The 23,059-nt window shown below is 44.5% G+C and carries 21 protein-coding genes; 14 read left to right on the top strand and 7 right to left on the bottom strand.

Annotated features, from left to right (window positions below; all coding sequences use genetic code 11):
- Positions 1–16 precede the first annotated feature (16 nt).
- The gene (locus FTV08_RS12920) at positions 17–1,435 is read right to left on the bottom strand and encodes a phosphate--AMP phosphotransferase (protein WP_180087453.1); all 1,419 of its coding nucleotides are present in this window, start codon (positions 1,433–1,435) and stop codon (positions 17–19) included.
- A 205-nt stretch (positions 1,436–1,640) separates the two neighbouring features.
- On the opposite strand from FTV08_RS12920, the gene FTV08_RS12915 reads away from it, so the two are divergent.
- The 6 genes from FTV08_RS12915 to FTV08_RS12890 all read left to right on the top strand — a co-directional run bounded on the left by FTV08_RS12915 (position 1,641) and on the right by FTV08_RS12890 (position 7,371).
- Positions 1,641–2,345, top strand: coding sequence for a hypothetical protein (locus FTV08_RS12915; protein WP_180087452.1), 705 nt, complete (start codon positions 1,641–1,643; stop codon positions 2,343–2,345).
- Between the two features lie 146 nt (positions 2,346–2,491).
- The gene (gene ubiE / locus FTV08_RS12910) at positions 2,492–3,436 is read left to right on the top strand and encodes a bifunctional demethylmenaquinone methyltransferase/2-methoxy-6-polyprenyl-1,4-benzoquinol methylase UbiE (RefSeq protein ID WP_180087451.1); all 945 of its coding nucleotides are present in this window, start codon (positions 2,492–2,494) and stop codon (positions 3,434–3,436) included.
- 12 nt (positions 3,437–3,448) lie between these two features.
- Positions 3,449–4,126 (top strand): SCP2 domain-containing protein, encoded by a 678-nt coding sequence (locus FTV08_RS12905; RefSeq protein ID WP_180087450.1) that lies wholly within the window; start codon positions 3,449–3,451, stop codon positions 4,124–4,126.
- Between the two features lie 12 nt (positions 4,127–4,138).
- Positions 4,139–5,758, top strand: coding sequence for an AarF/ABC1/UbiB kinase family protein (locus FTV08_RS12900; protein ID WP_004729335.1), 1,620 nt, complete (start codon positions 4,139–4,141; stop codon positions 5,756–5,758).
- A gap of 155 nt (positions 5,759–5,913) precedes the next feature.
- Positions 5,914–6,993, top strand: a complete 1,080-nt coding sequence (locus tag FTV08_RS12895) for a patatin-like phospholipase family protein (protein WP_044111761.1) — start codon at positions 5,914–5,916, stop codon at positions 6,991–6,993.
- A gap of 60 nt (positions 6,994–7,053) precedes the next feature.
- Positions 7,054–7,371, top strand: coding sequence for a hypothetical protein (locus FTV08_RS12890; protein WP_180087449.1), 318 nt, complete (start codon positions 7,054–7,056; stop codon positions 7,369–7,371).
- Positions 7,372–7,429: 58 nt separating this feature from the next.
- On the opposite strand, the gene FTV08_RS12885 is transcribed toward FTV08_RS12890, so the two are convergent.
- Positions 7,430–9,784 carry a Tex family protein gene (locus FTV08_RS12885; protein ID WP_180087448.1) on the bottom strand — a complete coding sequence of 785 codons (2,355 nt, stop codon included), beginning with the start codon at positions 9,782–9,784 and terminating at the stop codon, positions 7,430–7,432.
- Between the two features lie 335 nt (positions 9,785–10,119).
- On the opposite strand from FTV08_RS12885, the gene ompR reads away from it, so the two are divergent.
- The 4 genes from ompR to FTV08_RS12865 all read left to right on the top strand — a co-directional run bounded on the left by ompR (position 10,120) and on the right by FTV08_RS12865 (position 15,253).
- Positions 10,120–10,884, top strand: a complete 765-nt coding sequence (gene ompR / locus FTV08_RS12880) for a two-component system response regulator OmpR (protein WP_004278590.1) — start codon at positions 10,120–10,122, stop codon at positions 10,882–10,884.
- Between the two features lie 260 nt (positions 10,885–11,144).
- Positions 11,145–12,605 carry an ATP-binding protein gene (locus tag FTV08_RS12875; protein WP_180087447.1) on the top strand — a complete coding sequence of 487 codons (1,461 nt, stop codon included), beginning with the start codon at positions 11,145–11,147 and terminating at the stop codon, positions 12,603–12,605.
- 205 nt (positions 12,606–12,810) lie between these two features.
- Positions 12,811–14,328 (top strand): acetyl-CoA hydrolase/transferase family protein, encoded by a 1,518-nt coding sequence (locus FTV08_RS12870; RefSeq protein WP_180087446.1) that lies wholly within the window; start codon positions 12,811–12,813, stop codon positions 14,326–14,328.
- Between the two features lie 232 nt (positions 14,329–14,560).
- On the top strand, positions 14,561–15,253 hold the full coding sequence (locus tag FTV08_RS12865) for a DsbA family oxidoreductase (RefSeq protein WP_180087445.1): 693 nt from the start codon (positions 14,561–14,563) through the stop codon (positions 15,251–15,253).
- 67 nt (positions 15,254–15,320) lie between these two features.
- Here the strand turns inward: FTV08_RS12865 and FTV08_RS12860 are convergent, their stop codons facing one another.
- The gene (locus FTV08_RS12860; protein WP_004278594.1) at positions 15,321–15,521 is read right to left on the bottom strand and encodes a dodecin family protein; all 201 of its coding nucleotides are present in this window, start codon (positions 15,519–15,521) and stop codon (positions 15,321–15,323) included.
- Positions 15,522–15,931: 410 nt separating this feature from the next.
- Between FTV08_RS12860 and FTV08_RS12855 the strand changes: the two genes are divergently transcribed.
- From FTV08_RS12855 to FTV08_RS12840, 4 genes are all read left to right on the top strand, one after another.
- On the top strand, positions 15,932–16,099 hold the full coding sequence (locus FTV08_RS12855) for a hypothetical protein (protein WP_005245837.1): 168 nt from the start codon (positions 15,932–15,934) through the stop codon (positions 16,097–16,099).
- Between the two features lie 255 nt (positions 16,100–16,354).
- The gene (locus FTV08_RS12850; protein WP_180087444.1) at positions 16,355–16,534 is read left to right on the top strand and encodes a hypothetical protein; all 180 of its coding nucleotides are present in this window, start codon (positions 16,355–16,357) and stop codon (positions 16,532–16,534) included.
- Between the two features lie 10 nt (positions 16,535–16,544).
- The gene (locus tag FTV08_RS12845; protein ID WP_180087443.1) at positions 16,545–17,942 is read left to right on the top strand and encodes a hypothetical protein; all 1,398 of its coding nucleotides are present in this window, start codon (positions 16,545–16,547) and stop codon (positions 17,940–17,942) included.
- A 92-nt stretch (positions 17,943–18,034) separates the two neighbouring features.
- Positions 18,035–19,144: a hypothetical protein gene (locus FTV08_RS12840; protein WP_180087442.1), complete on the top strand. Its 1,110-nt coding sequence runs from the start codon at positions 18,035–18,037 to the stop codon at positions 19,142–19,144.
- Positions 19,145–19,226: 82 nt separating this feature from the next.
- Here FTV08_RS12840 and FTV08_RS12835 read toward each other — a convergent pair whose 3' ends face one another.
- From FTV08_RS12835 to FTV08_RS12820, 4 genes are all read right to left on the bottom strand, one after another.
- Positions 19,227–19,490 (bottom strand): hypothetical protein, encoded by a 264-nt coding sequence (locus FTV08_RS12835; protein ID WP_004278599.1) that lies wholly within the window; start codon positions 19,488–19,490, stop codon positions 19,227–19,229.
- Between the two features lie 194 nt (positions 19,491–19,684).
- A complete protein-coding gene (gene htpG, locus FTV08_RS12830) occupies positions 19,685–21,604 on the bottom strand; it encodes a molecular chaperone HtpG (RefSeq protein ID WP_004647318.1) in 1,920 nt (639 codons plus the stop codon).
- Between the two features lie 163 nt (positions 21,605–21,767).
- The gene (locus FTV08_RS12825; RefSeq protein WP_180087441.1) at positions 21,768–22,112 is read right to left on the bottom strand and encodes a lysozyme inhibitor LprI family protein; all 345 of its coding nucleotides are present in this window, start codon (positions 22,110–22,112) and stop codon (positions 21,768–21,770) included.
- Positions 22,113–22,287: 175 nt separating this feature from the next.
- A complete protein-coding gene (locus tag FTV08_RS12820; RefSeq protein ID WP_180087440.1) occupies positions 22,288–22,878 on the bottom strand; it encodes an OmpW family protein in 591 nt (196 codons plus the stop codon).
- Positions 22,879–23,059: the final 181 nt, after the last annotated feature.

The raw sequence follows: 23,059 nt of genomic DNA, 5'->3' as shown, positions 1-23,059 counted from the left end.
CTCTACTTCAGGCAGATTATTCTGCCTGAAGCTGTTTTAAAATAGCCTTTAACACGTCGACCCGCGCGGTATTCTTATCATCGGTCGCAATAATATGCCAGGGCGCTTCCTCGGTCGAAGTATGCTCAAACATATCGGCTGCCGCTTTCAGATAATCGTCCCAGCGCTCCCGGTTACGCCAGTCTTCTTCAGTAATTTTAAAACGCTTATGCGGTGTATCTTCACGCGCCTTGAAACGTGCTGCCTGTTCGTCTTTGGAGATTGCCAGCCAGATTTTCACAATCACTGTTTGATGCTTGACCAGACTCTGTTCAAAACGGTTAATTTCATCATAAGCACGCTGCCATTCCACCGCACTGGCCAATCCTTCTACCCGTTCTACCAATACCCGCCCATACCAGGAACGGTCAAAAATACAGATATCATCATCAGTTTGCAGCTTGGTCCAGAAGCGCCATAAATAGGGACGGCTCAGCTCAAATCTTTCTGGTGCAGCAATGGTATGAATTTCATATTCACGTGGATCGAGTTTTTTGACAATTCGCTTGATTGCGCCGCCCTTGCCGGCAGCATCCATACCTTCAAACAGAATCACCACATTACGCGAATCGGAACGCATGGCTTTGGCGACCTTCGCGGTTAATTTTTTTAGTTCCGGTTTGTAATCTTCTGGCTGGGCTTGAGTCTTGGAAGGATCTTTTAACTGCTCGGGAATCTTGGCCTGTTTCCATCTTCCCTTGGCTCTGGCAGGATGATCCGGACAATGTTTCAAGGCACTCAGGATATACTGGGCAAATTGCTGGTCGCGCTGCTGCTCATCTTCGCCATCAATCATGAACCAGTCCTCGGTAAAGCGCTGACGCAGGCGCTGCAAGGTGTCATATTCTTTGCGATTGCGCCAGTCCAGACCATGCAGTTGATGCCAGTGAGTTTCACTCGGATCCATGGCATCCAGACGTTTTTGCAAGACTTTCCAGGACAGGTCAAACCAGACCTTGATCACATCGACATGGTTATTTTTCAGGTCCTGTTCAAAGGCCTGCATCTCTTGCAGATATTCATCAAACTGTGCATCACTCAGCGGGCTTTCAGCTTGCATGGCACTGCCAAGCAGATCACTGTACCAGTTACCAAACAGCAACATGATCTGGCCTTCGGCAGGAATAAAACGTGCATAAGGTTGCCACAAGGTCTGCTTCGGGCCGGCTAGCTGAGGCTTATCGGCTTTCACACGCAAATAGCGCGGATCGACCCATTCACGTAACTGTTTAACCGCTTCACCCTTGCCGGCCAGTTCAATGCCATTCACCAGAATCACCAGACTTTTGGCATTTTTCTGGCCCCGGGTCTTTTTTAAATTATATTGGGCATCAATCAGCTCGACAGACAGCTGATCTTCATCCATTAACTGAAATTGTGGTTGTTCCATACGCATCTTCAACCCTGATCTTTTATTCTGTCTGCAGTATAGCGAGGAGTTTCAGCGCAAAAATAGCTCTGGCAACGTTTTTCACACGATTAAATTGGCTATTTAAACAACAGATTGACATACAAATGCCCGATCTCTGTTCAATTTGTCATAGCAGGATTGTCCGGCAGCCTCTAAGATTCTTGCATCCTCCAATCATAATTGAAGCCTCATGTCCAAACTTGCCGTACTCGATGATCTGTTAGCGCATTATTATCAACTGGCTTATCACACCCGGCCTGACATTCTAAACCGTTTAGAGGATGTGCAAGCCTGGCAGAAAGTCCGCATGCAGCGCACCCATCGCGCCCATTTTGCTGAAAAACAAAACCTGTTGATGTCCGAGTATTTCCTGAACCGTCTCTACGGCGGCGCTGACTTTGATGCGCTGGCAGAACAGATTGCCCGGCTGATGAAATATGCGCATAAAGCAGAAAAAGTTATTCCGGAAAATGCCATTAAAACCGGCACTTCAGGTGTAGAGCTGGCTATTCTGGCGGTACAGCTGGATGAACAGGTCGCGATTCAGTTATTACAGGATTATCATCCGCATGAACCGTTGACTGACGAGATGATGCGCCTGACCTATCTCAAACTGGATCAGGGTGAAGCACGCTTGAAACAGCTGGCTCTACTGGATCAGCTCGGCATGAGTCTGGATAAATACATGCGTTCATTTGTAGTCTATACAGCCTTTAAAATGTGTAAAGGCGCGGCGAATAAATATAACTTTCAGGTGATGTATGAATTTATGCAGGATGGTTTCCTGGCCATGAAGCCACTTAAATCGGCAGAAAAATTTGTACGCACGTTCACTGCCACCGAACGCCAGATTATCGATAAAGTACATTCTGGTGATCCGCTACCGTTTCAGTAAATACCCGATGAGTATTTCTGCCAAGCGTGAATTTTTCTGTATATTATTCATAACAATTGCATCATGATTGCTGAATAAGCCTTTAGAATCTGTCATGATGCAGACAATGCAAGATTAACCCGATTGATATGTTAGGAGTGACTCCAATGTCGAATGAAAATATAACGCCTACCCCTACCCCCGAGTCGGCACAACAGACAGACAAAGTGAGCCCATTCTTAACTGAACCCCTTCCACAAGGCACCCCGCAAGGTCAGCAACAATCTTTAGAACAACGCCTGACTGACACGCCTGTGACGGGTACTGTACCTAAATATAATCTGCCACGCGGTGCCAATACGGGCAACGTCGGCTCAACCACACACTTCGGCTATCAAACTGTCAACAGCGAAGAGAAAGCCCAGAAAGTCGCAGAAGTGTTCCACTCTGTAGCGAGCAAATACGACATCATGAACGACCTGATGTCTTTTGGTATTCATCGCCTGTGGAAACGTTTTGCGATCAATATGTCAGGTGTACGCCGTGGCCAGCATGTGCTGGATATCGCGGGCGGCACCGGCGACTTGGCTAAAGTCTTTAGCCGCGAAGTGGGCCCGACGGGTCATGTGGTACTGTCTGATATTAACGAATCCATGCTGAATGTCGGTCGTGACCGTCTGATTGATGCGGGCTGTACCAATGTCGATTTCGTTCTGGCCAATGCCGAAACCTTAGAACCATTTGCAGACAACAGCTTCGATCTTTTAACGATTTCTTTTGGTCTACGTAACGTGACCGATAAAGATGCTGCCCTTGCTGCGATGTACCGTGTACTCAAGCCAGGTGGCCGTTTACTAGTGCTAGAATTTTCTAAACCAGTGTTTGAGCCATTCTCTAAACTATATGACCTGTATTCGTTCACAGCATTGCCAATCATGGGTAAAATCATTGCCAATGATGCAGAAAGCTATAAATACCTGGCTGAATCGATCCGTATGCATCCGGACCAGCGCACCCTGAAAGGCATGATGGAAAATGCCGGCTTCCAGAATTGTGACTATCACAACCTGACTGGCGGGATTGTTGCGGTTCACCGCGGTTTCAAACTTTAAGGTTCCTTGCCTATGTGGTCAATTCTGGCACTCGGTGCTGTTGAACGCGTGATTCATCATATCATTGATCTGGATGCCATTACCCGCATCCAGCTGAATGCTCTGTCCGGTAAGATGCTGCGGGTGGTGATCGCCTCGCCGCAGCTTTCGGTCGATGTTTTTTTTGATGAAAGCAAAGTTCGTCTGGAACCAACGGCAACCGGTCATACCGAAACACCTTCGGTCTTTGAACAACGTCCATTTGACGCAAGTTCCGCGACAGTCCTTGAAGCGACCGCAACCTTGCAGGTCAGCAATGTGGTGGAATTACTCAAGCTGCTGCTTTCCGATGAAGTCGGCAATATTCCATTGCAAGGCGACTACAAGTTATTGCAGGAAATCCAGCGCATCATGCAACAGGCAGAATTAGATCTGGCGGCGCACTTAAGCCCCTGGATTGGCCCGACACTGGCGCATGAAATTGGTAAATTGCAACTGCTGCCCAAGCAGCTAAAACGCACCCTGCAAAGTCAATTATTTTTTGCCGAAGATGCCTTAAAAGAAGACAGCGGTCTGTTTGCCCCCCGCTGGCAAATGGATGACCTGAATCAGGACACCCGTATCCTGAATCAAAATTTAGATCGGGTTGAAGCAAAAATCCATCAGCTTCAGGCTCAAATTGATGCCTCAAACAATTCTACTCAAGACTAGGTACACAGCTTTATGATTCCGCATGTTTCACGTTTACTCGAACTTTGGCGCATCGCCGCGCACTATCGACTCGACACGTTGTTTCCTGCGGAAGAATTACCAGAAAAATCCCGGCATGTGCTGTCCCTCATCCGGATGCATCCGGCTGCCTGGTCCAGTCGTGAACGTAAAAATCCGCTCAAGCTGAAACTGGCTTTAGAAGAAATGGGACCGTTGGCAATCAAGCTCGGTCAGCTTCTCTCAACCCGTCGTGACCTGATTCCACCTGAAGTTTTACAGCAACTGGTCTTGCTACAAGACCGGGTCAAGCCGTTTGATAATGACGTAGCCAAGATGCGCATTCAGGAATCCCTGAAAGCTGATGTAAATACCCTATTCGCGCGTTTCGATACCCAGCCACTGGCTGCAGCTTCGATTGCTCAGGTGCATACGGCTGCCTTGCATGATGGCCGTGAAGTGGTGGTTAAAGTCACCCGCCCGAATATTCGTCAGCAGATTTTGCAGGATTTTGAAATTCTGGAATGGCTCGGTCAATTTTTGGAAAAACGTCTGGAAGCTGCCCGCGCATTGCACCTGTCGGAAATCATTCAGGATTACCGCCAGATTATTCTGAATGAGCTGGATCTGACGCTGGAAGCAGACAATACCCGCCGTATGCGCCATCACTTTACCGGCTCGAGCATGATGTATGTGCCGGAAATTTACATGGACAGCAAAGACGTGCTGGTGGCCGAGCGCATTACTGGGGTGCCGATTTCAGATATTGCGACCTTTGACCGGTTGGGCATGGATCGTGCCGATCTGGCGCGTAAAGGTCTAACCATCTTCTTTACTCAGGTCTTCCGCGATAACTTCTTCCATGCTGACATGCATCCGGGAAATGTCTTTGTAGAAACCATCAATCCAGCCAATCCGCGTTTTATTGCGCTGGACTGCGCGATTATGGGCGAGCTGTCCAAACACGACCAGATGACCGTAGCACGCATGCTACTGGCGGTCATGAACAGTGACTTTATGCAGCTGATTCAGGTGGTGCATCAGGCTGGCTGGATTCCACCGGGGACTGATCAGGATGCTTTGGCTCGTGAAATGCGCCGCAGTGTGGGGCCAATGGTCTCAAAACCGATGCATGAACTGGATTTTGCCGGCATTCTGATTGAAGTGATGGATATCGCTCGTCGTTTCCATCTCGAAATTCCCCCTCAATTGATGCTGCTGCTAAAAACTTTGGTGCATGTCGAAGGTTTGGGAACCGACCTATATCCTGAACTGGATATCTGGAGTCTGGCCAAACCGATCCTGACCGACTGGATCAAGGCCCAGATGAATCCGCAAAAGAACCTGAAAGAACTGGGACAAAAAATCCCGGATCTGCTTTTAGGGGCGCAGGATTTACCGACACTGATGATCGACAGCTTAAACGGTTTAAAAAACCAGTCGGCTTGGCATGCCAAACAGCTCAATGAATTACAAAGTATGCGCCTGCAAATGGAACATCAGCAAAAGCGTAGCTGGATGTTCGGCAGTGTCATGGCCATTCTGCTGGCAATTGCGATTATTTCACCATGGTTTGTGTCGGTGATTCTGATTGTGTTGGCAAGTGTGCTTGCCGTCTGGCGAATTGCGAAATAAGCGATTTACATATGCAAAAAGCCTGAATAGTCTCAGGCTTTTTTATGTCTTAAAGATGAGGATGACTTCAAAGTCACCTTAGGACATATCTTGCCATTGGGTCTTTAAACCTATCGCTTAAAATAAGCACACATTTGACTGGTATAGGTTCAACCATGGTACAGATTTTACAAAAACGTGCGCCTGCGCTGACGATTCGTGCTGGCCATCTGGCACGTGAGCTGATTCTGCAACAAGGTTTGCAACCCGAACAGGTCGATATTGTACCTGGTGCTGCAGGTGGCCCCAAAGGCATCGGGATCCAAGGACTGGATCAGGCGATTTTTGGTGAGTTTTTTCCACGTGCACCTCAGCGTAGAACTCTGGTGGGTTCTTCGATTGGTAGTTGGCGCTTTGCCAGTATGGCTGCACATGGAGTTCAACAGGGAACCGAACGTTTGGGTGAGCTGTATACCAACCTCTATTTTCATAAAAAAATGACCCGTCAGGATGTCAGCGAAGTTTGCCGTGGCATGCTGCTGGATCTGGTACAAGGCAAAGAAAACGATCTAGTCAATCATCCAGATTATCATCTCGCAGTCATTTCAATTAAAGCCCAACACATTTTTCAGAGTGACAAGGCATTGCCGTTGCTGGCTTCTGTGGCTGGAATTCTTGGAACGACCGCAGTCGCGCGCCGGCACAGCCGTTATTTCATGCAACGTGTGATCAGCCAGCCCAATATCGGTGAACAGTTTAAAATCGCTGAAGATGGATTTACCACGCATTATCATGCACTGACCGAACAGAGTGTGTTGTCTTGGCTGATGGCTTCAGCCTCTATTCCCGGGGTAATGGCAGCGGTGAACAATATTCCGGATGCACCGCAGGGTTATTATCGCGATGGTGGCCTGATTGATTATCACATTGACCTGCCCTTTCAGAGCAAAGGCATTGTGCTGTATCCACATTTTACCGATAGCATTACCCCCGGCTGGTTCGACAAGTTATTTAAACGTACCTCAAATCCAGAAAATCAGGCACGAACTTTGCTGCTTTCTCCATCGCAGCAATATCTGCAAAGTTTGCCTTTGGGTCGTTTGCCTGATCGTAAAGACTTTAACTTAAAAGGTTTGGATCAAACCCAACGGATTCAGCTGTGGAAGCAATGTATTGCGGAAAGTCAGCGTCTGGGCGATGAATTTCTGGAACTGGTCGAGAAGCAGAATTTTGCTGAGGTGATGCAAGCCTTGTAATTGGCAGCAGCTGCCCGATTATTTGTATAATTGCTTTAATTTTGTGAACTGTTGAGATTTATGCAGAAGTTTTTAGTTGTCCTGCAATACCTGTGTCTGGCCTTTGCCATTTATCTGATTTATAGCGTCAGCATGTCGCTGTATCGCCAGGATTTTGTCCTGATGGAACTGGTCGCTGATATCGGCACGATTCTGATCTGTATCGACCTGGCGGTATTTTTATTTACCAGTAAAGGCAAGCCCGGCATTAGCATGGAAGAATATGCAAAAAGACTGGAACAGCCACCGTCTAAGCTGGTCTATGTGACACGAAAACTGGGGCATCTCGGTATTTTATTAATTGTTACTAGCTGGATTGTTCCGATGATTAACTCATAATGATCCAATAAAAAACCTCCCGATCGGGAGGTTTTTTTGAATCAAAGATATCTAAAAATTATTTAGAACCTTTAATCCCTGCTTGCAATAGCAATGCACCCAAACCACCAATTTTTTGCTCTTGTGGTTTAGCCGCTTGAGGTTTCTTACCCTGAGGGCGATCACCTTGCGGACGTCCTTGCTGTGGACGTTTACCCTGAGGCTTACGTTCACCACGTGGCTCATTGTTCTCGCGACGTGGCTGACGTGGTGCTTTCGCCGGCGCTTCAGAACCTTCAGGACGCATCGACAGATTCACGCGGTTACGTTCAGCATCCACATTCAAAACACGGACTTGTACGATTTGACCCGGTTTCACCACTTTATGCGGATCAGCGACGAATTCATTGGCAAGTTCAGAAATATGTACCAAACCATCTTGATGCACGCCCATATCGACAAATGCACCGAAGTTAGTCACGTTAGTGACTACACCTTCCAGTTGCATGCCTTCAGACAATTGCGCAACTTCAGTAATGTCATCACGGAATTTAGCAGTGCGGAATTCTGGACGCGGGTCACGGCCCGGTTTTTCCAGTTCAGCCAATACGTCTTGAATCGTCGGCAGACCAAATTTCTCGTCTGCAAATTCTTCTGCATTCACTTGGCGAATGATTTCAGTATTGCCAATGATGTCTTTTACAGTCGTTGCTTTTGCTTCAACAATTTTGCTCACCAAAGCATATGACTCAGGGTGAACTGCAGACGCATCCAGTGGTTCTGTACCATCTTGAATACGCAAGAAGCCCGCAGCCTGCTCAAAAGTACGCTCGCCTAAACGTGGTACTTTTTTCAAAGACTGACGATTGTCAAAACGACCATTTTCCTTACGGAATTCCACAATTTGCTGTGCGATCGATTTATTCAGACCCGCGATATAACCCAGAATTGCTGCTGATGCAGTATTTACATCCACACCCACCGAGTTCACACAGTCTTCGACTACTGCTTCTAAGGTTTTCGCCAGACCGGTCTGGTTCACGTCATGTTGATACTGACCCACACCAATCGATTTCGGATCGATTTTCACCAGTTCCGCCAATGGATCCTGCAAACGGCGTGCAATCGATACTGCACCACGGATCGACACGTCCAGCTCTGGAAGTTCCTGTGAAGCCAGTTCAGATGCTGAATATACAGATGCACCTGCTTCAGACACAGACACACGTGTCATTTTCAGATCACTGTTCGCAGCCATCATTTCAGCAACTAAAGCTTCAGTTTCACGGCTTGCAGTACCATTACCAATCGCGATCAGGTCAACATTGAACTCGCGGCATAAACGTGCAAGTTCAGTTAATGAACCATCTTTATCATCTTTTGGCGCAAATGGATAAATCGTACTATGTGCCAGTACATCACCAGACTCGTTCACCACCGCCAGTTTCACACCAGTACGGATACCTGGGTCCACGCCCAAAGTGGTACGTGCGCCTGCAGGTGCAGACAGCAGTAAATGACGCAGGTTTTCAGCAAAGACGTTCATCGCTTCTGTTTCAGCAGCCAGACGTTTTTCAGTCAGCAATGAATGTTCAATCGTTGGACGAAGTTTACCGAGCCAGAACAATTTTGCAGTTTGCTTCAAGAAATCCTGACGAGCTTGTGGCTGAACAGTTTCAAGATTGTATTCAGTTTCAATACGCGCCAATGGAGCATCATCTTCGCCATCAACTTTCAGGCCTAAAACGTTTTCCTGACGGCCACGCAGCATCGCCAATAAACGATGTGAAGGCACTTTGTTCAAGTTTTCAGAGAAATCGAAATAATCACGGAATTTTTTACCGACTTCTTTTTTCTCATCACTGGCAACTAAACTTTTCAGCACGGCAGTTTTTGCAAATGTCGCTTTAAGTTCAGTGGTCAGTGCGATATTTTGTGCCCAGTCATCAATCAGGATGTGCTGGATCGCATCAAGCTGGCTTTCAGTATCTGGATAATCTTCATGGCTAAAGCCCGCCAAAGCTTCAGCTGGATCAACGGCTTCATTAAAGATTTTTTCGGCAATCGGGCCTAAACCGGCTTCTTTGGCCTTGAATGATTTACTGGTACGTTTTGGGCGGTACGGCGCGTAAATTTCTTCTAATGCATTTTTGGTTTCGGCCGCATTCACACGCGCCAATAAATCATCAGATAATTTATCTTGTTCTTTGAGTGATTCAATCACCTTTTCACGGCGCTCATACAAATCACGCAAGTATGATAAACGCGTATCGAGTTGACGTAGTTGCGTATCGTCTAAGCCTTGCGTTACTTCTTTACGGTAACGTGCAATAAAAGGAACACTGGCACCTTCATCAATAAGCTTGATGGCAGCCTCAACTTGATTTGGACGTACGGCAAGTTCTTTTGCCAACTGCTGAACTAAGTCAGTCATCGTGTTTGATCCCACAAGGATAAGTACTAAATGGCATGATTATAAAGACCGGGTCTATAAAATCCACCATTGTTTTTATTAATTTACCTCATCTTTATATTATGAAGTGCCACAGTTTTCAGCTTTTCCCGATAAAGTTTGTATGAACTTTGCTTTTTATCCAGCTTAAAATCGTATTTTTTGCTCATTTAGATGTATATATTTGGTATCTATGTCTTGATTTTAACTGCAATATTTGGTGCTTTAGAGCATAGTCAATTAATATCAATAAATCGTATACTCAAAGCCTATTTGATTTTTGTTTATGACGACAATAAAGAATAAAGGAGCATCTCATGAGTTTAGTTGTACCTGCTGAAAAAGCCGATGCCGTACATACCGAAACGGACCGGGTCGAACGGATCCTGGTGGTTGATGATGATGTTCGTCTGCGTACCTTATTACAGCGTTTTCTCGAAGATAAAGGCTTTGTGGTTAAAACTGCACATGATGCCACGCAGATGGATCGACTTTTACAGCGGGAACTGTTTTCTCTGATCGTGCTCGACTTTATGCTTCCGGTCGAAGATGGCTTGAGTATCTGTCGTCGTTTACGCCAATCCAATATCGATACGCCTATCATTATGCTCACCGCTCGTGGTAGCGACTCGGATCGTATTGCCGGTTTAGAAGCAGGTGCCGATGATTACTTGCCTAAACCGTTTAACCCGAATGAGCTGCTGGCACGTATTCGTGCGGTATTGCGCCGTCAGGTACGTGAAGTGCCGGGTGCACCAAGCCAACAGATGGAAGTGGTTTCTTTTGGCCCATGGTCGCTAGATCTCTCTACCCGCACCCTGACCCGTGAAGGTCAAGTGGTAACACTCACTACCGGTGAGTTTGCGGTACTGAAAGCACTGGTGCAGCATCCACGCGAACCATTAACCCGCGACAAGCTGATGAATCTGGCGCGTGGCCGTGAATGGGGTGCCATGGAACGTTCAATTGATGTTCAGGTGTCACGTTTACGCCGTCTGGTTGAAGAAAATCCTGCGCGTGCACGTTATATCCAGACCGTATGGGGTGTGGGTTATGTCTTTGTTCCAGATGGTGCTGAATAAAGGAAAAATTATAGGATAAAGATTACCCCAGTCTATTGTCCCTAAAAGCCATTCGCTGCTGTTTGAGCCTCCCTTCTTTAAAGGCTCGTATACAAATGCGCGAGTTCAGCGAATGGCAAAGTTTTTACTTGCGTAACAGTGTTGCTCATTTTTTCAAAAAAAGTAACACAACAAGCTCCTTCCATCGAAGGTTCAAGCAGTAAGATTCCATTACAAATATTATTACTGCTCAATTTGGAAAATGCCTACAGGGAGCTGGTGTGAAACTCGACCCCATCGATCCACAAAAATTTACCGATTTTGTCAGCTACTCGGAAAAAAAGCGTACCCGCGGGGAACGCTTTCTCGACAAGATCAAACCGCGTTCTGCTGCCATGCGTACCACGGTACTGGTGGTTTTCGTGGTCTGTTTCAGCCTGTTCATGTCCTTATGGTTCTTTTGGCGTACCCTGTTTTTACCTGAAATCCAGCAACATGCGCGTTATCTGGCCATGGAACTGGAAATTCTCAACAATCCCGATCTGCGCCTGTATCACAAACAGCAGGAACTCGACATTGACGATTGGTTAAGAAATCGGGTCGGCATTGAATACGTGACCAATCCAGCAGAATATCCCACTGTCCGTGAAAAGCTGATTGCAGAATTTTTTACCCGGCAGATCGAAACCAAACTGGCCAAAGAGTTACGTATCGAACAAGCCACAGTCTATTTCCAGTTTAAGCCGAGTCCACGTATCTGGATCCAGACCCCTGAAATGAATGGCCACTGGGTACAGGAACCTTTAAAGACTTATGCCAATTATAGCAATGAACTGATTTTGGGCTGGTTGCTTGGCACGCCGATTATTGTCGGCATCATTATTTTGACCTTGGTGCGTCAGCTCAACCGTCCTTTACGCCGTTTGCAGAATGCCGCCAACAGTTATAGCCGCATCGGCTCAGCACCCTATCTAGATACCAATCATGGTCCACTGGAAATCCGTCAGGTCAATCATGCCTTTAATCAGATGATTTATACGCTGGACCAGACCGAGCGGGAACGCCGAATCATGCTGGCCGGCATTTCACATGACTTGCGCACGCCCTTAACCCGAATCCGCCTCAGTGCCGAAATGATGCCAGATGAAGACTTTCTCAAAGAAGGCCTGATTTATGATGTCGAAGATATGGACGCGATTCTGGATCAGTTCATTTCCTATATGCGCGACGGTTCCGATGAAGAACCGCAGGACACCAATGTCAATGTACTGCTACAGGAACTGGTCAAGCAGTTTAAACCGCTAGATATCCGTTTCACCCCACAAGATATACCGACCATTCAGGCACGTAGCATGTCGCTAAAAAGACTGATTGGCAATCTGATCAACAACTCAAAACGCTATGGTTCAGAACCAATTGAGCTTTCTGCGCATGTTGAAGAAGATCAACTGTTGATTTGTGTCGCAGACCATGGCGAAGGCATTCCGGAAGATCAGATTGAAGCCTTGATGCAGCCTTTTGTTCGGGGCAATTCGGCACGAACGATACAAGGCAGTGGCTTGGGGCTGGCCATTGTTAAACGGATTGTCGATATTCACCATGGCCAATTGCGTATTCATAATCGTCCTGAAGGTGGGCTGGAAGCTATCATTTCACTACCCGTGAATCAGGTGAACCCAGAGACACTTTCCCCAGCCACCACACTCGATAAAATTCGCCAAACTTTGACTGATCACTTTTAAGAAGTGATCAGTAATTCAACAAATGACTTTTTAGTTTTTCTATACAATTTATTTTATAGTTCATGAATTCAATCATTTAAAAATCATCATTTTTCATTATACCTACATTTAGCTAAAAAATTAGACCTTAGCCTAACACCTATGCACAATACATTTTTTGAGCGGTACAATCCGTCTCATAGTTTAAGAATTAATGAGAGTTAAAATGTCTTTAGATCGTATCCGTTTAGCCTCCCTACACAACAAAGTCATCAGCCCAGAACAAGCGGCTGAATTCATCAAAGATGGCATGACTGTGGGCATGAGTGGCTTTACTCGCGCTGGTGAAGCGAAGGCGGTTCCTTTAGCTTTGGTTCAGCAGGCAAAAGTAAATCCATTAAAGATCACGTTAATTACTGGTGCATCACTAGGGAACGATCTAGACAAACAACTGACTGAAGCTGGCGTATTGGCACGCCGTTTACCGTTCCAGGTAGACAATACTTTACGTAAAGCGATCAATAACGGCGAAGTGATGTTCATTGACCAGCACTTGTCTGAAACTGTTGAGCAAATGCGTAACCTGCAGTTGAAAAAACCAGACGTTGCGATCATCGAAGCCGTAGCAATTACTGAAGATGGCGGCATCATTCCAACAACATCTGTTGGTAACTCTGCAAGCTTTGCGATTTTTGCTGAAAAAGTGATTGTAGAAATCAATACGAATTTAAGCCCGGCATTTGAAGGCTTGCACGATATCTACATCCCGACGTATCGTCCAACGCGTCAAGCGATTCCATTGACTCAAGTTGATGAGCGTATTGGTACGCATGCGATCAATATCGATCCATCTAAAATTGTTGGTATCGTATTTAACAGCGAATTGCACGACTCTCCATCTACTGTAACCGCACCAGATGATGAGACTCAAAGCATTGCCAACCATTTGATCGCTTTCTTTGAAAAAGAAGTAGCTGAAGACCGTCTACCGAAAAACCTCGGACCTCTTCAAGCAGGGATCGGTTCAATTGCAAACGCCGTATTGACGGGTCTGAAAGATTCAAACTTCGAAGACTTGATCATGTACTCAGAAGTACTACAAGACTGTACGTTTGAATTGATCGATGCCGGTAAAATGAAGTTTGCTTCAGGTTCTTCTATTACGCTTTCTGCTAAGTACGGCGAGAAAGTATTTAACAACCTAGAACAATACAAAGACAAACTGGTATTACGTCCACAGGAAATTTCAAACCATCCTGAACTGGTACGTCGTTTAGGTATTATCGGCATCAACACTGCACTTGAGTTTGATATTTACGGTAACGTCAACTCAACTCACGTATGTGGTACCAAGATGATGAACGGTATTGGTGGTTCAGGTGACTTCGCACGTAATGCCCACTTGGCGATCTTCGTAACCAAATCAATCGCGAAAGGTGGAGACATCTCTTCTGTAGTGCCGTTTGCTTCACATATCGACCACGCAGAACATGATGTTGATATCCTAGTGACTGAACAAGGTCTTGCGGATCTTCGTGGTTTGGCTCCGCGTGAGCGTGCACGTGCAGTAATTGATAACTGTGCGCACCCAATGTACCGCGATGCGTTGAATGATTACTTTGACCGTGCATGTGCAAAAGGCGGCCATACCCCTCATCTTCTTCGTGAAGCGCTTTCTTGGCACTCAAACTTCGAAGAAAATGGTCACATGCTTGCTGTTGAAGCTGCAGTAAAAACTGCATAATTGACTGCATTCACAAAACGCCCTACGGGGCGTTTTTTTATGGCATTTTTATATTTTTTTTGAATAGTCAGAACCTGATTATATTAAGGAAGCCATCTGGCTATCACCTACTCTTTCTTCTTTTATTTATCCTGCCGATCTGCTGTAGAAATACACTTCTGATGCTCAAGGGCTTTAAATTCTGATTCTTCACCCTCATACTTGAACACAAGAGCAAAATTAGAGACATGACATGCGCGTAGATATCTGGTCAGATGTGGTTTGCCCCTTCTGCTATATTGGTAAAAAACGTTTAGAAGCTGCGGCAGAAGAAGCAGGTATTGAGCTTGAAGTGCATTGGCACAGTTTCCAGCTCGATCCTGAAGCACCGGTACGTCAGGAAATTTCTAACTCTGAGCGTCTGGCGCAAAAATATGGCCGTACTGTGGCTGAAGTCGAAGAAATGCAGCGCAATATTGCTGAAATGGCCAAAGCCGAAGGTATCGAATTTAACTGGGAAGGTGCCAATTCAGGCAATACCTTTAATGCGCATCGCCTGATTCACCTGGCGCAAAGCAAGGGTCTGGGCAATGAAGCACAGGAAGCATTCTTCTATAGTTATATGACCCAAGGTCTGGCGATTGGAGAACGTGAAACGCTGGAAGATGTCGCAGCGCGTATCGGCCTCAATCCGGTCGAAGTCGATGATCTGTTGGATTCGGAGGAATATGCTGATTTCGTCAAATTCGATCAGGAAGTGGCACACGAACAACTCAAAGTGACTGGTGTGCCTTTCTTTGTTTTTGATCAACGTGTGGCATTGGCAGGCGCGCAGCCTAAAGAAGTTTTCCTGCAAGTATTTGAAAAAGCGCTCGATACATCAACCAACAGTCAGGCAGCACAGTGCTCAACAGAAACGTGTGACACGCCAGACCAAGCTAAATAAAACAACGTTCAATAAAAAAAACCCCATTTTAAATGGGGTTTTTTATTTGTTATTGAATGGTATTCGCTTAATCAACCAGAAAACTAATTTTTAAATTGACACGATATTCCGTGATTTTATTTTCTTTAATGACAACCTTCTGTTCATTGATCCAAGCACCTTGTACATTTTTGACCGTTTCTGTGACTTTTTGAATGCCCGTTTGAATCGCATCTTCAAAGCTTTTATTGCTGCTTGAATTGACTTCTACCACTTTTGCAATTGCCATAATAAAACTCTCAGCATGAAAATGAATGGAATTCCATCTTAGTCCATTCTCAGAAGATTGCAGCAGCCCGTAAACAAGCGATAGCAAAAACTTACATGGATTGAACAAAGCTCGAAATTCAATCTTAAATTGGCAGATCAAAAACACATCGCCGCTTGTTTTGGCACTTGATCAAGTCCAGATTCTCATCGCTAAAATAAAGTATAAAGCCCTGTAAAACCACACAAATCAAACTAGAGCAAATATACTAATTTATTGTTTTATAGAGTAATTTATCTAAAATTTACTGCCTAAATTTGCCGAATCTATCATTTTCTATTAAGTCTTATTTGCTATTATTTCACCCGAATTAAGTTTAAATATTCTCCTCTGTTCAAGTCATTGAACACTCTGATATTAAAGGTCATCCTATGAATGCTCTTAAATTTGCTTTCGCAGCAACCGTTATGGCTTTTTCTGTTCAAGCGTCTGCACAAATGGCGCAAGTGGTTCATCTGCCAGACTTTCCAGCAACTAAAGCACCTGCTGAAACAGTAAATGCAGATGCTGCGACTGTAGCAACTGAAAAAACAGCTTAATGCAAAGCTATTTTTCATTAAAACAGGCTGATTGATTCAGCCTGTTTTTTTTGATCACATTGACCACATTCCGTGTGAAAGATACACGACTCTAAAAAAAATATCGACTATTTCCTACTCTCATTTTTTCTATTGATTTTTATCACTTTTAATTAAAAAATTTGTTTATAAAATACTCAAAATAGATCACTATTTTATGTGATCTCTGCTTATAATTGCAGCAATATAAATAGATTAATGATAAGAAAATTTTTTATGCATGAACTTCAGGCATTGGTACAGGGCAAAATTCCGCCTCAGTCAGTTTCTATTGATTATTTAATTGAAATGGCAGAAAGCTATACAGACTCGAATTCTGCTGAATACAGACTGGTCGAGCTGGCGGTCAACCTCGCATTGGCACAAACCCTGGATAAAGCACTGAAACATCTCTAGAGATCAAAAAATGAATGCTTTAGAAAAAGCACACTTAATTAAAGAACTACATGGACTGGCGCAGCAACTGGAGCATAAAGTCCTGCCTTTATATGAAATTGCCCGTTCTAAAAAAAGAATACGCGATATTTTTAATCTGTGTGATGAGCCTATTTTCAAAACCCAAATTTCAGCATTTAAAGCCCGCACTCAGCCTGAACTTGTCGCCTACCAATTTTCTGCTAACACGTCTTATCATCTAAGCTTTCGTGGCTATTTCACCGAAGTCTTGGCGCTGGAACAAGCATTGTCTGCCCATCCGGATTCTGGCTGGGCAGTTTTACATCATCCTGAACGTGGCTGGCAAATCTGGCTGATCCCGGCTCCCCAATCTCCTGCCCTGCACAGCCAATGGGCTGAACTGCAACACTGTTATATCTGGCTTTTGCAACAACAGCAGCAATTTTCGTGTCTGAAACAGGATCCACCCTTGATTGTTCCTGCCCTATCCTTAAACGAAGCTGAAACCAGCTTAAAAGCTGTGGAAACAACCAAATATCATCGGGGACGGCCGAGGGCAAGAATACATGCACTAGAATTAAATCGCTCAAATGAGTCAACCAATCAGATACTGACTGAACCCAAGGAACTAGATCCTCAGCTCAAAGCTGAAACGACCATTCCGCAAGAACAGATCACAGTCTCCGAATTGATTCAATTCCCTGTACAGATTCAACTAGGCGAACTAAACGCTCATGTACACCCTTTAGGCTTAGAAGAAACCAATATCCAGCGACTCTGTGCTTTAGAATTAGGTCCCAATATCGAACATCCCATCTATCTGGATATCGCACTGTATTATGCAGCAGAAGATAACTGGCAGGCACGTCAGGTTTATTTGGTTGAACAACTGAATCTGCAAGGCCAGTTTGTTAAATATCTGATGCTCTTAGGGGTACCGAGTCAGTTGCAGGCTCACTATTGTATTCAACATTGGCTCAGCCATCATCAACGCCAGGCTGCTGCGATTAAATCACTAGCATGGTCTGTTATAAGCACCAGTTTCATGCAACTCGAGCTTTTTTCAACGGCTTACTTGCAGCAGGCTGAAACAGCCTGGACACAGCCAGATTACCATCCATTTATACCCGCACAGTCCATTCAAAAGCAGAAATTTATCTCGTTTAAAGAAGCTGCTGCGGATTTTTCTACCCCAGTGCTTTTGCTACAGGAACATCAAAAAATCCGAGTGATTCATGGTGAAAAACGCATCTCTCTCGCAGAGGATGAGCTGGCCTATCCATACATCTTGCTGCAACGCGACAAACAGCTCAATTGGCAGAATATTCACAATATTATTTTAACAATGCCACAACCCATTCGGGTATTAGAGCTTTATCGGGAAATTCAGGCTCAAATGATTGAATAATTGCTGTTATTTTGTAGCTTTAACTTGCTTTTTAAGGCCGTTTTTTAGAAAACTACAGCTGAATATAAGAATACAAGAGCAACAAATATCTCATGCAAATAAACAGGATTACTCAAATTTTACTGCTCTCTCTGGGCTTAGGAATGAGTGGTAGCATGTCTTGGGCAAATTCAGTCACAGCTGCTCCTGCCAGTACAACAAATACAGAGCCAAGCCGATCAGGCTTGCTGGATCAGATTCCACGTTTGATCGATGCAACACCGACGGTTCTGCCAGAGCAATCAAGTGTCGCCATCGTTCCATCCACACTAGAGACAGAAAATTATTCATGGGCGGATCAAAAACAGAAAGGCATCCGCGAATGGGCTGATCGTACTGCACATAAAATTGATAACTGGTTTGGTGAAACCGATCCGGATCAGCCAGCTGCAGCCACATTACGGATCATTTTAGATAATCGCTGGGATGAATATGAAGGCTATGAGATTAAACCCCGAATCCGCGGCAAGATCAAACTTCCAACCTTGGAACAAAAGCTGAGTGTGGTTTTTGGTGATGACAGTCTGGACAATGAATTAGACAGCAATGTCGCGATTACCAATGAAAATCCTGCCACTTCCGGAGATAAACGTCTGGATACTAAACGTGCACGTGAAGATAACAGCTCTTTTGCCTTACGTTGGTCTGAATGGTCAGATCGTATTCCTTTCGAAACCGATCTGGATCTGGGCTTACGTTCTGGCGATGATATTTATCTGCGTGTCAAAGCCAGTAAGGACTGGACACTAGAAAATGACTACTCTTTTCATGCCGAACAGATTTATCGCTATGGCATTCAAAGTGAAAACTATTTACGGACCAACTTGGAACTAATCCACGCCCGTCCCAATCAGGCCTTTTTCTCCAATCAGCTCAGTCTGACTTATGCAGATGAACAAGACGACGATCTGACCTGGGACAACTACACCTTTAGGCAACATCAGTTTTTTCAGGACAACCGTTTTAGTTACGGCATTTATACCGGTGGTTATCTAAATGACAAGGATCTGCGTCTTAACCGCTGGGGCCCCTATGTGTCCTGGAGACAACCTTTTTTACGTGAATGGTTTTTTGTCCAGACCGACCTGAACTACCTGAATGATCATCGCGAGGATCGTGACCACTATGTCGGGGCTTTGGTACGTTTAGAAGCGTTGTTTTAAACTGACTGATACTAGAAAATAATAAAAGCCCATCATTCATGGGCTTTTTTCAATATTACTGAGGCAATCAGCGCGGTAAGTATTAGCTGGTTTTATTCAGGATAATACGATCACTGCGTAGCACACGTTTTTGCTGCAATGAGGGTTGCTCCATCACTGGCATATTGAAGCGAATACGATCGCTACGTTGCACACGTTGTGGTTTTGCTGCCTCTACTTTCGCAACTTTATAAAAACTGATGCGATCTGTGCGTACCACTTTTTCTGCAGCAGGTGCCGCTAGACTAAACTGGCTCATCGACATCAGGATTACAGCGCCCATACTGATCATCAGCTTAGATTTCATAACATTCTCTCTCTTTGCTTAATGATCGCAATTATAAATTAAAAATTAATTAATAATCTAAAATATAGATTTATGATTCGAAGGTATTTTTTTATTCTCTCTATCGTTTTTCCAGATCATTTCTAGAAATGAAAAATGAAGCAGGCATAAAAAATCCCTCCGAAGAGGGATTTTCTCATTCAACACATCAGCAGTTAAGCAAGCAGCAAGCTATTAATCCGCTTGACATATTCAGCAGGATTTTCTGGTAATCCACCTTCTGCAATCACTGCCTGGTCAAAGATCACATTGGCCAGATCATCAAACTGCGCCGAGCCATCCAGTTTTTTCACCAACGGATGTTCCGGGTTGATTTCCAAAATCGGCTTGATATCCGGCACAGGTTGGCCTGCATCTTTCAGCATACGAATCAGCTGCGGAGACAACTCACCTTCTCCAGTCACCAGACAAGCCGGAGAATCGACCAGACGCGTCGTCACCCGCACTTCTTTGGTCTTGTCTTTTAATGAATCCGTCAACTTATCCACCACCGGTTTAAACTGGGCTGCGGCTTCTTCAAGGGCTTTCTTCTCTTCGGCATCCTGAAGGTCACCTAAGTCAACTGCACCTTTCGACACGTTTTGCAAAGGCGTACCATCGAACTCATTCACGAAGTTCATCGCCCATTCATCCACGCGTTCAGTCATCAACAGAACTTCAATGCCTTTTTTCTTGAACAGTTCCAGTTGTGGTGAATTTTTCGCAGCATTCAGACTATCTGCAGTCACATAATAAATGGCTTTCTGGCCGTCTTTCATGCGTGCTTTATAGTCTGCCAATGACGTGCTGACCTCGTCATTGTTTGATGTTGCATAACGCAGCAGTTTCAAGATACGTTCACGGTTACTGAAATCTTCACCCAGACCTTCTTTCAATACTGAAGCAAATTCCTGATAGAAGGTTTTGAAGTTTGCCTGATCTTTTTCATCTTCAGATTTAGCCAGATTATCCAAAATGGTCAGGATACGGCGGGTATTGCCTTCACGGATGGTTTTTACATCACGGCTTTCTTGTAATAACTCGCGACTGACGTTCAATGGCAGATCGGCACTGTCCACCACACCTTGCACAAAGCGCAGGTAGTTTGGAATCAGGTTATCTGCATCATCCATAATGAACACACGTTTCACATACAGTTTGATACCCGCTTTGGATTCACGGGTGAAAATATCATGTGGCGCTTTGCTTGGAATATATAACAACTGGGTATATTCAGTGCTGCCCTCAACCCGGTTATGCGCCCAGGCCAATGGCGCTGCGAAATCATGGCTTAAGTTCTTGTAGAACTCGACATACTGCTCTTCAGTGATTTCAGACTTGTTACGAGTCCATAATGCGCTGGCCGAGTTAATGGCTTCCCACTCATCGGTTTTGACATACTGGCCACCTTTAGATGTTTCACCTTCAGCCGCTTCTTCTTCCTGCCAGACTTCTTTTTGCATCTGGATTGGTAGGCTGATGTGGTCTGAATATTTATTGATAATCTGCTTCACTTTATAGCTTTGCAGATAATCCAGCGCATCATCACGTAAGTGCAGAATAATATCGGTACCACGTCCTTGTTTCGTGATCTGTTCAACTTCGAACTCACCGGTTCCGCCACTGATCCAGCGCACCCCTTCAGAGACATCTGTGCCAGCACGACGCGACTCTACCGTGATCTTGTCAGCCACAATAAAACCGGAATAGAAACCGACACCAAACTGGCCAATTAGCTGGGCATCAGCCTTTTGATCGCCGGTCAGTTTGGACATAAAGTCTTTGGTGCCTGATTTGGCAATAGTCCCTAAATTATCAATAGCTTCCTGTTCGCTTAAGCCGATCCCGTTATCTGAAATGGTAATGGTTTTATTGTCTGCATCCAGACTGACACGAACGCGCAGATCCGGATCATTTTCATAAAATTCGGGATGGTTAATCCCTTCAAAACGTAATTTGTCGCATGCATCTGAGGCATTCGAGATCAATTCGCGTAGGAAAATTTCAGGGTTTGAATAAAGCGAATGGGTCACGAGATGTAGTAACTGAGCCACTTCAGCCTGGAAACTATGTTTTTGTGCGCTAGACTCGCTCATTAATCACTCCTTTTATTTTAAATACAGGTCAATACTGTTGCCTATATGAATGGAGTGAGTTACTAAATTTTCAATAGCCAGTTGTATATTTTTTCTCAAGATATTTTATAAAGGATCTCTTGATCTAAAATGACTTGGATTTGTAAAGGCTTAGGTTTAAGTCCTAATAAGGCCCAAGCTTATAAATACGTTGAAATTGCAGGTCTATTTGCTGCTGGCGCATATTATAAACCTGACTCAGACAAGACACAGATTCCTGACAGCGGTCACGAAACTGTAGCCATTTCACCTGATCGCGCTGGATCACCGAGCGGGTTCCCATAGGCACCATACGGCGCAAAATATGATAGCTGGTGCTCATCTTGACATCGGCATCATTGAGCAGACGATGTTCACAAATCGCTTTCTCTGTCACGGTTTCAGTTTTCTGACAATCAAAACTCGCCGCATAGGCAGACCCTGCCAGCAGGCTGAAGAAGATTAAAATACCTTGGTTTAAAAACCTCATGCTGATCTTCCTTATTATTCAATTATTAAGTCGTATTCAATTAATATTTACTTTATTCATTTTAATATAGTTGAACATTGCCGATCTGCTCAATTTCAATAAGTTATAAATCGTTGTTATTTTGAAAAAAAAGCCTCATTCAAGATGAGACTTTTTTGTTGAGCAAGGTTAGAATTTAGAACTTGTAGCTATAACCGATCGTGTAAACCCAAGGATCAATATCGAAATCAAATTTAGTATTATTGGCATCATCTAAAGTCACTTCAGGACTCAAATCTGCATAGCGCACGTCAGCAAATACTCCCCAGTTTTTGGCATCTGCTGGCTGATAATTAAAGCCGATCTGACCTGCTACACCAAATGCTTCTTTCACATCTTTAGCCAGACCTTCTTCATCCCAAGCAATAAAAGCTGTGCCACCTACACCAATATATGGCGTAAAGCGTGTTGCGTTTTTAAAGTGATATTTAGCAGTAATTGTGGGTGGCAGATGTTTGATCTTAGCCACCTTACCCACACCTTGAAGAGAGATGTCGTGATTGAATGGTGTGGCTAATAAAAGTTCTGCAGAGATATTGTCATTAAAAAAGTATTCAACCGATGGCGTAAAACCATATTCTTGATCCGCTTCTACGACTAAACCTGGTGCAATTTCAGTGTCACTTGATGGTGCTAAAGAACTGGCACCAACTTTCACCTGCCATTGACCTGCCATCGCAGATGCAGAAAGACCCATTAATGCAATTAGAGCGACTTGCTTTAACATTTTAAAATACCCCACAGGAAGAATAATTATTGAGAAAATAAATCTTAATTAATAATAAACACGAGGGAAAATAATATGCAATAAGGATTATAAAACTAATTTTTAATTATTATTTAATGTATTGATTTTAATAAATATTTATTTTAAATTGACCAGACTGGTTGGTTTTAAATACTAAGTA

The organism is Acinetobacter sp. YH12226 (genome assembly GCF_013417805.1).
Lineage (GTDB): Bacteria > Pseudomonadota > Gammaproteobacteria > Pseudomonadales > Moraxellaceae > Acinetobacter.
This window is presented reverse-complemented; position numbering and strand designations above follow the sequence as displayed.